This window comes from Streptomyces mobaraensis (assembly GCF_020099395.1).
Taxonomy (GTDB): domain Bacteria; phylum Actinomycetota; class Actinomycetes; order Streptomycetales; family Streptomycetaceae; genus Streptomyces.
Genome location: NZ_CP083590.1, coordinates 1244671 through 1257554 on the forward strand (window position 1 = coordinate 1244671; position 12884 = coordinate 1257554).

The 12884-nt window shown below is 75.0% G+C and carries 10 protein-coding genes; 6 read left to right on the top strand and 4 right to left on the bottom strand.

The genetic code is table 11. The features are described 5' to 3' along the window. Positions 1–152: 152 nt before the first annotated feature. Positions 153–860, bottom strand: coding sequence for an endonuclease V (locus tag K7I03_RS05150; protein ID WP_185943419.1), 708 nt, complete (start codon positions 858–860; stop codon positions 153–155). Positions 861–907: 47 nt separating this feature from the next. Here K7I03_RS05150 and K7I03_RS05155 point away from each other — a divergent pair, with 47 nt between their 5' ends. Both K7I03_RS05155 and K7I03_RS05160 read left to right on the top strand, forming a co-directional pair. Further along, on the top strand, positions 908–1210 hold the full coding sequence (locus tag K7I03_RS05155; RefSeq protein WP_185943420.1) for a YciI family protein: 303 nt from the start codon (positions 908–910) through the stop codon (positions 1208–1210). Between the two features lie 345 nt (positions 1211–1555). Further along, entirely contained in the window at positions 1556–1969 is a 414-nt protein-coding gene (locus K7I03_RS05160) for a spore wall synthesis regulator SsgD (RefSeq protein ID WP_185943421.1), read from the top strand. 126 nt (positions 1970–2095) lie between these two features. On the opposite strand, the gene K7I03_RS05165 is transcribed toward K7I03_RS05160, so the two are convergent. Beyond that, the gene (locus K7I03_RS05165; RefSeq protein ID WP_185943422.1) at positions 2096–2596 is read right to left on the bottom strand and encodes an inorganic diphosphatase; all 501 of its coding nucleotides are present in this window, start codon (positions 2594–2596) and stop codon (positions 2096–2098) included. A 208-nt stretch (positions 2597–2804) separates the two neighbouring features. Beyond that, a complete protein-coding gene (locus K7I03_RS05170; RefSeq protein WP_185943423.1) occupies positions 2805–3896 on the bottom strand; it encodes a DMT family transporter in 1092 nt (363 codons plus the stop codon). Between the two features lie 382 nt (positions 3897–4278). Here K7I03_RS05170 and K7I03_RS05175 point away from each other — a divergent pair, with 382 nt between their 5' ends. From K7I03_RS05175 to K7I03_RS05190, 4 genes are read left to right on the top strand one after another with little or no spacing between them, the layout of a single operon-like run. Beyond that, entirely contained in the window at positions 4279–5844 is a 1566-nt protein-coding gene (locus K7I03_RS05175) for a flavin monoamine oxidase family protein (RefSeq protein WP_224346896.1), read from the top strand. Continuing rightward, positions 5841–9536, top strand: coding sequence for a ferritin-like domain-containing protein (locus tag K7I03_RS05180; RefSeq protein WP_224346897.1), 3696 nt, complete (start codon positions 5841–5843; stop codon positions 9534–9536). Before K7I03_RS05175 ends, K7I03_RS05180 begins: the two co-directional genes overlap by 4 nt. After that, the gene (locus tag K7I03_RS05185) at positions 9533–9898 is read left to right on the top strand and encodes an FAD-dependent monooxygenase (protein WP_274390169.1); all 366 of its coding nucleotides are present in this window, start codon (positions 9533–9535) and stop codon (positions 9896–9898) included. Before K7I03_RS05180 ends, K7I03_RS05185 begins: the two co-directional genes overlap by 4 nt. Further along, positions 9895–11124 carry a cytochrome P450 gene (locus K7I03_RS05190; protein ID WP_185943425.1) on the top strand — a complete coding sequence of 410 codons (1230 nt, stop codon included), beginning with the start codon at positions 9895–9897 and terminating at the stop codon, positions 11122–11124. The genes K7I03_RS05185 and K7I03_RS05190 overlap by 4 nt, the downstream gene beginning before the upstream one ends. Before the next feature lie 123 nt (positions 11125–11247). Here the strand turns inward: K7I03_RS05190 and K7I03_RS05195 are convergent, their stop codons facing one another. Further along, positions 11248–12792, bottom strand: a complete 1545-nt coding sequence (locus tag K7I03_RS05195) for an FAD-dependent oxidoreductase (protein WP_185943426.1) — start codon at positions 12790–12792, stop codon at positions 11248–11250. Positions 12793–12884 lie beyond the last annotated feature (92 nt).

The following is a 12884-nucleotide window of genomic DNA, read 5'->3' on the forward strand; positions in this document are numbered from 1 at the left end:
GGCAGGCGTCCACGCGGCCGGCTCCCACAGGTCTCGCGTCCGCCCGCCGGCAGTCCGTCGGTCAGCACGGCCCCAGGCTCTCAGCCGCCACTGACAACCGGAACGCCGTTCCTCCGTTTCGCCCTCGGCGCCCGTCCCTCGGCGCTCGCCCCTCAGCGCGCCTCCGCCAGCGCCCGCCGGCACAGCGCGTCCGCCGCGCGGGTCGTCTCGGGGAGGCGGTAGGTGCGGGCCAGGCCGAGGGTGTGGGCGCAGGCGCGGTCCAGGTTCACGCGGTGGCCGACGGAGACGTACACCGGTTTGACGCCCTCCCGGGTGCGCAGCGCGCGGCCGACCTCCTCGTCCCCGTCCAGCAGGGGCGCCGTGTCGCCGCGGGCCGGTCCGGGCGGCGCGTGGCGGAAGGTGAACGGGTTCTTCGCGACCCCGATCGTCGGCAGTCCCGTCAGTACGCCCAGGTGCGCGGCGAGGCCGAAGCGGCGCGGGTGGGCGAGGCCGTAGCCGTCGCAGACGACGAGGTCGGGGGTGGCGGGCAACCGGCCGAGCGCCGCCAGGACCGTCGGTATCTCGCGGAAGGCGAGCAGCCCGGGGACGTAGGGGAACGCCACCCGGCCGACGGCCGTGGCCTCCGCCACGACGCGCAGGGTGCGGGTGTCGAGGGCGACGGCCGCGGCGGCGACGAGGTCGCGCTCGTCGTCGTACGCGACGTCGACGCCCACGGCGGTCAGTTCGGCGCCGGGCACGGGGCCGGGTTCGTCGAGCACCACGCGGTCCCGGAGCGCGTCCTGGACGGCGAGCGCCTCCGCTTCGGTGGTGGGCCAGCCGGGGGGCGGTTCACCGGTCGGGTCATCAGTCGTGTGGTTCATGGCGAGGACACCGTACGGGACGGCCGCCCGGGCCGTAGCCTGTGATCATGTTCGTACTGGAGCTGACCTACATCGCGCCGCTCGACCGCGTGGAAGCCGCGCACGCCGAACACCTCGCCTGGCTGGACGCGCACTACGCGTCGGGGGTGTTCCTCGCCTCCGGGCGCAAGGTGCCCCGGGACGGCGGGGTCATCCTCGCGGTCGGCGAGGACCGGGCGAAGATGGAGGAGATCACGCGGAGCGATCCCTTCTCGGTGGCGGGGGTGTGCGAGTACACGATCACCGAGTTCGTCCCGACGAAGACCGCGCCGGCGCTGGAGGCGTACCGGGAGCAGCGGCCCCCGTCCTGAGCCGGGAGCCGCGGGGGGGGACAGGAACACAGGGACACAGGGACACAGGGGCCAATTCGCCTTTTTCGCCGTTCGGTTGTCCGCTTCGCGGCCGCCGCCGTGACCACTGCGACGGCAGGGACGCCAGGCAACGGAAGCCTGTTACGCGTGAACCCTCACTCTTGGCGGAAGTGCTTGCCTTCGTAGGTATTCGTAGGCAGAGGCGTGAAATGCCCTGTTCATTCAAGGGTCGTGACGCATCTCACGCTCGAATCAAGCACTGAGTCCCGCGATCCGCCGTCTCACCCTGCGGAGTGCCACGGCCCCCACCATCGGGAAGACCAACCAACCGCAAGGGAGAAGGCGTTGCCCACCGTCATCGACCAGGCCGTCCAGGCCCGACTCATCGCGTCCTCCCCGCAGACCCGTTCCGTCCCCGCCCAGCTCCGGTACCGGCGCGCCGATCCCTTCGCGGTGCGCATCTCCTTCCCGCCGGCCGCCTCGCTCGACGGCGCCGAGGTCGAGTGGGCGTTCGCGCGCGAACTGCTGGCCGGCGGATTGCTGTCCCCGTCGGGCGGCGGCGACGTCCGGGTCTGGCCGTGCGGGCCGGAGCGGACGGTCCTGGAGTTCCACGCGCCGGAGGGCGTGGCCATGGTGCAGATCGACACCGCCGAACTGCGCGGGTTCCTGGCACGCTCGTACGCGCTGGTGCCGGTGGGCGGCGAGGCCGGGTGCCTCGACGTCGACGGGGGTGTCGAGGCGCTGCTGCGTCAGCTCTGAATACCGACCGGTCGGATTGGCGTGGGGAGCGGTGCGGGGAAGGGGGCTTCGACCGCCGGTCGTTCGGTGGGTCGGTGGTTTGGTGGTCCGATGGTCCGGAGCGACCGGCGGCGCGAGCCGTGACCGCTACCGGGTCGGCCCCTCCGACGTGTTCCCGGCACGGGCGCGGGAGGCGAGGATCTCCGCCTCGGCCGCCGCGCGGTCGGCCCAGCAGGCGTTGTCGACGGACTTGCCCGGTTCCAGTTCCTTGTAGACCTCGAAGAAGTGCTGGATCTCCAGCCGGTCGTACTCGGGGAGGTGGCGCAGGTCGCGCAGGTGCTCGTGGCGGGGGTCGGCGGCCGGCACGCAGAGCACCTTGTCGTCCTCGCCCTGTTCGTCCCGCATCCGGAACATGCCGATCGCCCGGCAGCGGACCACCACCCCGGGGAACGTGGGGTCCCCGGCCAGGACGAGGGCGTCCAGCGGCTGCCCGTCGGCGCCCAGGGTGCCGTCCACATAGCCGTAGTCGGCGGGGTACCGGGTGGACGTGAAGAGCAGCCGGTCCAGCCGGATGCGCCCGAGCCGGTGGTCCATCTCGTACTTGTTGCGGCTGCCTTGCGGGATCTCCACGACGACGTCGAAGTCCACGGGCGCTCCTCGGTAGACGGCGGCGCGTCGGCTCTGACGCGGCCGGCACCCATGGTGGCGCCGCGGGCGCACGGGCACCACGGTGCGGTTCCGGCCCGGAGGGCCGGCTTCCGTGGTGGCGCTCCAACGGGGGCGCCCGGCTTGCCCGTTACATCACTCCCCCCCCGCGCGGTGGCGGACCGCGAAGGGTGCCGGCTCCCGTCAGCCGTCAGCCCGTCCGGGACCGCTGCCGCGCCGGCGACGAGACCAGGCACCGCCGGCCGGAGCGGGTGACGGGCCTCCGGGCCGGCGGGCCGGGAGGCGGCCCGGCGAGCGGCGTGGACGGACCGTACGCGCCGGGGCCGTCGAGCGGTGACGCTGCCCCCGGCACCCGTCCCTCCCCCTGTACCTGCCCCTCCCGCCGCGGGCCGACGAGACGGGCCGGCGGCGCCTCCGCCGTCCCCGATTCCTCCGCCACCCCCGATCCCTCCGACGCCCCCGCCGCGCCCCGGAACGTCAGGATGACCACCCCCGCCGCCGCGGCGGCGCCCGCCAGCCCGGCGAGCACCCCGCCCGTCAGGCCGTAGCGGAACGCCTCGCCCAGGCAGCAGACGCCCACGGCGGCGGCCACGACGGGGTTGGCGACGGTGACGGTGGCCAGCGGGGCCGCGAGGCCCGCGCCGCGGTAGGACGCCTGGGAGAGCAGCATGCCCGCCGAGGCCAGGACCGCCGTGATGACGAGTGTGGGGAGGAGCGCTCCCGTCCGGTGCCCGGTGACGTCCTCGGCCGCGGCCTTGGTGAAGACCGAGCCCATGCCGAAGGCGACGCCCGCCGCCGTGGCCAGGAGGACGCCGCGGACGACGGGCCGTCGCACCCGGCGGGCGACGAGGGCCGTCAGGGCCACGGCGGCGCCCATTCCCGCGGCGAGCAGCGGCCGTTCGGCGGCGGGAAGGGATTCGGTGCCGGGCGGTCCGGTGAGCGCGAGCAGGCCGGCGAGGCCGCCGGTGGCCAGCAGCGCCCCGCGGTAGCCGGCGGCGCCGACCGGCCGGTGCGCGAAGACGGCGGCCATGGGCAGCGCGAAGACGATCGTGAGCGCCCCCATCGGCTGCACCAGGCTCAGCGGCCCCCAGGCGAGCGCCAGCACGTGCAGCCCGGCGCCCAGGCCGGTCAGGGCCACGGCGCCCCACCAGGCTCCGCTGCGCAGCGTCCCGCGGATGCCGCCGCCGGCCGTCGCGGCGACCCGCTCCTGCACGATGGCCGCCGCCGCGTAGCAGACGGCGGACACCAGGCAGAGCAGGACCGAGAGCGCCAGGAGGCTCACGGGGTGCCCCTGTGGTCCGTACCGTCGTCCTTCATACCTTCCACGATGCCGCGCCCCGCGCGCTGCGTCCTCGTCCCTGGGAACGGGGTTCTCCGTACTCCCGATGGAGTACGACCCGGAGGTGGCCCTCAGCGCGGGTCGCAGCAGGTCGGGCGGTCCTTCCGTCGCGCGGCGGGCGAGCGCCCCGCGTGATCCGCGGTCCGCAGCGGCCCGGGGTCCCGCTTATCCCGTACGCGTAATTCCTCTACGCCTCCCGTCAGCCGACCTGCCGGAACACCCGCAAGTCCGCCCTGTCCGGAAAAACCGTTGTGCGACTTCCGATCCCGTGACGTCTTTAGGAACCACAAAATGGAAATAGGTCACATTTGCGGGGGGAACCACGATGTCCGGCACGTCTGAAGTCTGGCATGTGCACACATTCGACGAGAGTTTCGGCGGAAGCGGACGGGAACGGCCGCGCGTCCTGGTACTGGGGGCCGGGGTGGCCGGGCTCACCACCGCCTACGAGCTGGAACGCCGCGGCTTCCACGTCGAGGTGATCGAGGGCGACACCCGTATCGGCGGACGCGTTTTCACCCACCGCTTCGGCACCGGACCGGACGCGCCGGCGGTGGAGCTGGGCGCCATGCGCATTCCGGCGCACCACCGCCTCACCCTCGAATACATCGACCGGATGGGGCTCACGGGAAAACTGCGCCGGTTCACCACGCTCCTCTCCGAGGAGAACGCCTTCCTGCGCGTTCCCTCGGGTTTCGTCCGGGTCAGGGACGCCTCCGGGCCGCTGTGCGCGACCTTCCGCGCCGAGCTCGCGCTGCGCGGCGCCGACCGCCGGTACGCCGCCCCGACCATCGCCTTCGGCGCCTGGCTGACCGCCGTCGTCGACGCCACCGCCCCGCCCGAGCTGCGCGCGGCGCTCCGCGACGACCTGCACCGCCAGCTCCTCGACCTCGTCGCCCGCCTCGACCCGGCCCCCCACCTGCGCGGCCCCGCCCGCGACCGGATCGACCTGCACTCCCTGTTCTCCGCCCACCCGGAGATCCGCACCGGGTGCAGCGGGCGACTCAACAGCTTCCTGGACGACATCCTCACCGAGACCAGCCCGGCACTGCTCCGCCTGCACGGCGGCATGGACCAGCTGCCGCGCCGGCTCGCCGGCCGGCTCAAGGGCCGCCTCTCCTGCGGGCGGCGGGTCGTCGGCATCGACGTCCGGGACGACGGCGTGCTCGTGCGCGTCCGCGCCGGGGCGCGCACCACGGTGGAGCACGCCGACTTCGTCGTCTGCACCCTGCCCTTCCCGGCGCTCCGGCGGCTCGACCTGCGCGGCGTCGACGACGACAAGCGCGCCGTGCTGGAGGACGTCGTCTACTGCCCGGCGACCAAGGTGGCCCTCCACTGCCGGGAGCCCTTCTGGCGGGAGGAGGGCATCCGGGGCGGCGCGTCGTTCACCGGGGGGCTGATACGGCAGACCTACTACCCGGCGGTGGACGACGCCGAGGAGGACACGGCGGACGGCCCGGCCGCGGGCAACGGCGCGGCGCTGCTCGCCAGTTACACGATCGGCGACGAGGCGGAGCGGCTCGGCCGGCTGCCGGCCCGCCGGCGGCACCGGCTCGTCCTCGACGAGCTCGCCGCCGCCCACCCCCGGCTGCGGCGGCCCGGCATGGTGCTGGGCTCGGCGAGCGCCGTCTGGGGGCTGTCGCGGTGGAGCGGCGGCTGCGCGACCCGCTGGGGCAGGTCGGCGGCCGAGTGCGAGATGGAACGGCTGCGCGCGGCCCGGCCGGCCGGCCGGCTGTTCTTCGCGGGCGAGCACTGCTCGACGGCGCCCGCCTGGATCGAGGGCGCCATCGAGTCCGCGCTGCACGCCGTCCACCAGGTCGTCCACTACGCGCCGCCGGTGCGCGTCCTGGGCGTCAACGGCCGCCGGGGGCGCGCGGGGGCCCTGCGGTGAGCGTCTTCGACCTGCCCCGGCTGCACTTCGCCGGCGTCGCCACCACCCGGCTGCCCACCGGGCCGCGCAACGGCCTGGTGGACGTGACGGGTCCGCGCGCCCTCGTCGACGACGGGCCGGAGCCCGTTCCGTTCCCCGCCGACCGGCCGGCCGGCGAGTACCACGCCTGGCTGCGCCGCCGCGGCCCCCGCTACGACCGGCGCGGACGCCCCTGCCCGGACGGCGAGTTCAGCGTGGCCACGGGCTGGAACCTCGACGGGAACGGGCATTTCCTCTTCGACGCGCGCGTCACCGCCGTCCAAGGCCCGGACAGGCGGACGGCCACCGACGACCCGCTCGTCGGGCGCGCCGTGGACGTCTGGGGCCACTACAACCCGTACCTGCGCACCACCGTCAACCGGGCCCGCGTCTTCGACCTCGATCCCGCGTCGCGGTGGACGACGGCCCTGATGACCGGCCGGTTCGGCGTCGGCCGGCTGGGGCGCTCGCACGATGACGGCTATCTGTTCACCGGGGGCGTCACCGGTTTCCAGCCGCCCCGCTGGGTGCAGTTCGGGCGGATCCTGGACGTCGGCGAGCACCTCCTCGGCGAGCAGTTGCGGTACGCCGCCGTGCACCAGTTCGTGGTCGTCCGCGAGGAGGCGGAGTGGCTGCCCGGCGCGGTCCGCTCCCCCGTCGCGGAGGCGCTGCGGGCGGCGGTCGCGGACGGCGGTGCGGACGGCCTCGTCGTCCGGTTCGCCCTGGACGGCATGAGCTCCCCCGTCGTCCCCGACGCCCCCAGCCACTGGCGCGTCCGGGGCACGGTAGCCCCTTGGTACGCCGACGAATTGCGCACCTATCCGGCGGGGCGGCTGCTGGAGCCGGTCGCCGGGAGCCCGTTGCACCATCTCTCGGTGCGGCTGACGGACGACCTGGTGGTCCTGGACATGATCACCGCGGTGCCGGTCACGCACCGGGCGGCGGAGGCGGGCCCAGGCCCCCTGCACGCGCTCGGGCCGGCTCTAGACCTGGGCGATCTGGAGCTGCGGACGGCGTCGGGGGCGCTCGTCGCCCGGGTGCCCGCCGGCGCGTACCCCTCGGACGAGACGTCGGGGCTCGTCACCGTGGCCCGGGCCGCCGGCGCTCCGGACGCGGCGGACGAGCGGCTGTTCCTGACCCGGACGGGGCCCGGCGGGCGGCGGCGGACGCTGCTGGCCGAGCGGGAGGCCGTCGTGCAGTCGGACGACGCGCTCGTGGTCCTCCACCACCGCGACCGCGCGCGCGGCGCCGACCACGCCGTCCGGGTGCGCCTGCGCTCGTTCGTCCGCGGGCGCCCGGCGCCCGTGGAGGTGCGCGTACGTCAGTACTACAACCCGCGTGCGCTGCCAGCCGACCGCGTGGCGGGCACGCCGGGGGCGCGCTGCGCGGATGCTGTGGTGCTGGGGTTGCGGGCGGGGCGGGGCGAGGGGGCGGGCGCGGAACCGGGCGGGGAATCGGATGCCGGTCCGGGGGGCGGGTCGGGTGGCGCCCCGGGTGCCGGGTCAGGTGCCGGGCCCGGCAGAACGGACGGCAGCGCGGGCAGCGCGGGCAGCGCGGGCAGCGCGGGCAGCGCGGGCAGCGCGGGCAGCGCGGGCAGCGCGGGCAGCGCGGGCAGCGCGGGCAGCGCGCCGAACGACCCGGTGGGCGGAACGGACAGCGGACCGGACCGCCGGACCGGCAGAACGGTCGGCGCACCGAGCGCCGTACCGCACAGCCCCGTGGGCGGCGCGCCCCCGCCGGCCGGCCGAGCGCGCGGCGCGAGCCCCGCACCGGCGTCCGCACCCGCACCTGCACCTGCACCCGCACCCGCACCCGCACCCGCACCCACGCCGTACGCCCCGGAGTGCACCCTCACCACCGACGCCCGAGGCCATGCCCACCTCCTCCTCCGCGGCGACCGCGCCGGCACCTGCCGCGTCCTGCTCTCGACCGGCCCCGCCGACGCCCCGGGCACCGACCCCCGCGCCCCCGGCTCCGCCTGGACCGCCTACGACGACGCGGACGCGCTCCGCTTCTGGGCGGGCGCCGGTTCGCTGGCCGTCCGCGTCCTGCCGGACGACTGGCACCTGGACGCGATCCCGCGCGAGGACGTGGACTTCGCCCTGCTCCACCGGGAGGTCTTCGCCTACTACGAGCAGGTCTCCACCTTCATGAAGTCCGAGGTCTTCAGCCTCGCCGACCGCTGCAAGGTCGAGACCTACGCCGAGCTCGCGTGGCAGATGTGCGACCCGCGCAACAAGGACCGCACGTACTACATGCCGCCCACCCGTGACCTCACCGACCCGAAGGCGCGGCTGCTCCTCGCCTACCTCCGCAACCAGCAGGCCAGGATCCGCCCGCCGCTCGCCGTCCCCGCGCCGCCGCCCGCGCCGCCGGCGATCACCACCCGGGGCCGGCTGTGGGCCGTCCTCAAGCAGGCGGCCACGCTCGAACTGGCGGTGATGCTCCAGTACTTGTACGCCGCGTTCTCCCTGCCCACGCACGGCGCGGGCCGCGTCCTCGTGCGGCGCGGGCTGTGGACCCCGCGCCAGTTGGAGCTCGTCTGCGGGCAGGGCGGGGCGACGCTCGACGACGGTATCCGCGGCGCCCTGCTGACCGTCGCCCGCGAGGAGATGATCCACTTCCTGCTGGTCAACAACATCATCACGGCCATCGGCGAACCGTTCCACGTTCCGGTGATCGACTTCGGCACGCTCAACGGCCGGCTCCCCGTCCCCCTGGACTTCGCCCTGGAAGGGCTGAGCATCGGCAGCGTCCAGCGGTACATCGCCGTCGAGCAGCCCGCCGGCCTCACGCCCGAACTGCGGCGGGAGGGCACCGGGACCGTCCCGCCCGTGCCGCGGGCCGCGTCCTGGGGGTCGATCAGCGAGCTGTACGCGGCCATCCGGGAGGGGCTGCGGCGCGTCCCGGACCTGTTCCTGGTGGAGAAGGGCCGCGGCGGCGGCGAACACCACCTCTTCCTCCGCGCGTCCGTCAACACCGCGCACCCGGACTACCAGCTGGAGGTCGACGACCTCGCGAGCGCGCTGTTCGCCGTCGACCTCATCACCGAGCAGGGCGAGGGCGGTTCCGGCGCCGCGCCCCCGCCGGAGACCTCGCACTTCGAGACGTTCCTGCGGATCGGCGAACTCCTCACCACCGAACGCACCCCCGGACCGCACGGCCGGCTGCTCCCCTGGGACCCCGCCTATCCCGTGCTGCGCAACCCCACCCTCGGCACCGGCGACGCGGCCAAGGATCCCGTCACCGACCCCGAGGCGCGGGCGGTCGCCCGGCTGTTCAACCAGGCGTACGAGCTGATGCTGCGGCTGATGGTCCAGCACTTCGGCGAGAGCGCCGACGGCAGCCTGCGCCGCTCCAAACTCATGAACGCCTCCATCGACGTGATGACGGGCATGATGCGCCCGCTGGCGGAACTGCTGGTCACCATGGACTCGGGCCGCCGCGGCCGGACGGCGGGGCCGACGTTCGAGCTGGAGGCCGCGCCCGAGCCCGTACCCCGTCCCGACGTCGCCCGCCGCGCCCTCGCCCTGCGCTTCGCCCACCTGGCCGCCGCGGCACGCGCCTGCCCCCGCATGCCGGAGCAGGTCGGCGACATGGCGGCGTTCTACGCCGACTTCTTCCGGGGCTTCCCAGGAGCGACGGATCCGAAGGGGAGGGATCGCGAAGGATGAGCATCACACCCACCGACGGCGACGCGGACGAGGGCCGGGGCGCGCCTTTCGGCACCGACGTCCTGATCGTCGGAGCCGGCCCGGTCGGGCCGGCGCCGGCCCTGGATCTGGGACACCGGGGCGTCCGCTTCCTGCTCCTGGGCGCCTCCGACGGGCGGGTGGAGCACCCCAAGGTCGGTACGGTCGGGCCGCGTTCGATGGAGCTGTTCCGGCGCTGGGGCCTCGCGCACGCCATCCGGACGGCAGGCCGGCCCGGCGACCACCCGCTGGACGTGGCGTGGGTCACCCACCTGCCCCGCACCCAGAAGACCCCACCCGTATCCACCGGATCCACCGGACCCGCACCTCGGAGGCACCCATGACACCCCTCGGCCCCTTCCGCCTCTCCGATGTGCACATCCCCGATCCGTATCCGCTCTACGAGCGCTACCGCGAGGACGACCCCGTCCACCGGTCCGAGGAGGGCTGGTACCTCTTCCGGCACGCCGACGTCACCGCCGTCCTGTCCGACCGCCGGTACGGGCGCGGCGGCCTGCCCGCGCCGCTGCCGGCCGGGTGCCCGCATCTGCGGCGGACGGCGTCCGACTGGATGGTGTTCATGGACCCGCCGCGGCACACCCGCGTCCGCGCGCTGGTCGCGAGGAGTTTCACGCCCCGCGTGGTCGAGCGGCTGCGCCCCCGCGTGGACGAGCTGGCGGGCCGGCTCGTCGCCGACCTGGCCGAGACGCTGGCCGAGGACGGGCGGGCCGATCTGGTGGACCGGTTCGCCGCGCCCTTCCCGATCCTGGTGATCAGCGAGCTGCTGGGGGTGCCGGCGGACGACCGGCCCTGGTTCCGGGCGCGCGCGGTCGGCCTCCAGCAGGCCACCAGCGCCCGCGCCGCCCGGCGGAGCGACGCCTACCGGGTGGCGGACGCGGCGGCCCGCGAACTCGACGCGTACTTCCGCGCCGAGCTGTCCCGGCGCCGCGCCGCCGGGCCGACGGGACAAGGCGACGAGGGGGACCTGATAGCGGCCATGCTGCGGGCGGCCGAGGAGGAGCCGCTGGGCGACGACGTCCTCGTCGGCACCTGCGTCCATCTGCTCACGGCCGGCCACGAGACCACCACCAACCTCCTCTGCAAGGGCCTGCTCGCCCTACTCGACCACCCCTACCAGCTCGGACTGCTCGGCGAGCGGCCGGAGTTGCTGCCGGGGGCGGTGGAAGAGCTGGTCCGCTACGACGGCCCGGTGCAGCTCATCAGCCGCCGCGCGCACGAGGACGCCGAGATCGGCGGGCACCCCGTCCGGCGAGGCGACAAGGTGACCCTGGTCCTGGGCTCGGCCAACCGCGACCCCCGCCGCTTCCCGCACCCCGACCGGCTGGACATCCGCCGCGACGCCCGCCGCCACTGCGGCTTCGGGCTGGGCGCCCACTACTGCCTGGGCGCCCCGCTGGCGCGCGTGGAGGCGGAGACCGGTCTCCGCCGGCTGCTGACCGGACTGCCGGGGCTGCGGCTCGCGGTGGACGAGCCGGACGGCCCGGTGCGGTACGCGGACGACCTGGTGTTCCACGGGCCGTCGAGGATGGTGGTGCGCGGGGACCGCTGAGGCACGTGTGCGAACGGACGCCACCGCTGAGGCACTTGCGTGAACCACCGTCACCGCTGAGGCACTCACACGTACCACGCCACCGCTGAGGCTCTTGGACGAACCACGGTCACCGCGGATGCCTCACACGAACCACCGGTCCAGATAGGCCGCCGCCGCGCGCCGGTCGCCGGCGGCCGCGCGGAGGCCCACGTACCCGTCGGGGCGGACGAGGAGGAGCGTCCCGGCGGGCACCGCACCGGCCGCGTCGGCCTCGGAGCGGACCCGGAACACCTCGACGTCCGCGCCGTACCGCTCCGGCAGCCCCGCGGGCTGCCCGCCGCTCCCGCCGCCCTCGAAGACCAGCAGCGTCCACCTCCGGTAGGAGAGCAGCTCGTGGAGGCGCCGCCGGCCGCCGCCGTGGACACGGACGGGAAGGTCCGGCAGCCGGTCGCCGGCGCGCAGCGGCCCCCGGCCGCCGGTGTCGGCGGAGAGGGCGCTGGGCCGGTGGTGCCGGGTGAAGTCGCTCATCATCAGCCGCGTCCGCCGTTCGGCCCACCGGCTGCCGATGACCACCGGCGCGGCGAGGCTCAGGGCCGCGAACGTCAGGGGGCCGGGCGGGAGTTCCGTGACGTTGTGGCGCATGTCGCGCATCACGCCGGCGGCCGTGCGGCGCTGTTCGGCGGAGTACGTGTCGAGCAACTCCTCGCGGCAGCGCCCCCGGTGGACGGCCGCGAGCTTCCAGCCCAGGTTGTGGGCCGCGCACAGCCCGATGTTGAGGCCGTGACCGCCGATGGGCGCCCACAGGTGGGCGCTGTCGCCGGCGAGCAGGGCGGCGCCGTGGCGGAGCCGCGTGGCGAGGCGGTCGTGGAAGCGGGCCCGGTTGATCCACGGCGGATCCGTCGGCACCAGCCGGACGTCGGGGTCGCCGGTGGCCCGGGCGACGAGCGTCCGCATCTCCTCGACGTCGGGCGGTTCCTCGCTGTGCGGCTCGGGGTCGTCGCGAAAGGCGAAAAACCGGTGGATTCCACCGGGCAGCGGGCTGGCGATGAGCGAGACGCCCCGCTGGACGAAGACCTGGGTGAGGTCGTGGTCCCGCGGAAAGCGCCAGTCGGGCTTGGCGTTGATCTGCACGGCCTGGAGGCCGGCGCGGCGTTCGCCCTCGAAGGGAATGCCCAGGGTCTTGCGCACGATGCTGTGCGCCCCTTCGCACCCCACGATCCACCGGCACGCGACCGTACGCCCCCGCCCGTCCGGCCCCCGCAGATCGGCCTCGGCCCCGTCCGCCCCGACCCGCACCGCCACGGCCTCGGTGCCCCAACGGACATCGTCCCCCAGAACCCGCAGCCGACCGCGGAGCAGCCGCTCGGTGGCGTCCTGCTCGATGTCGAGCGGACAGGGGAAGGCCGTCCCCGGTACGGCCATGTCGTACTCCCCGCGCAGCCGCCCCCGCACCCGGAACGCCGCGCGCCGCACCACCACCCCCGCCCCGACCAGGTCCTCGGCACACCCGAGGTCCCGCAGCGCCTCAAGGGCCCGCTGCCAGATGACACATGCCCGGGCCTCGTTCTTCGTGCTCGGTTCCTTCTCGACGACGAGCACGTCCAGCCCGTACTGCCGCAGCGCGATCGCCAGGGCCAGCCCGGTGGGCCCGGCACCGACGACCACGACGTCCCGAACCTCCACCACGCAGCCCGCCCTCCCCGACGCCACCGCTTTGCCCCCCATCGTGCGGGAGCCCCCACCCCGCCTTCAATGGCGCCTCTCTCCCGATTCTCCCG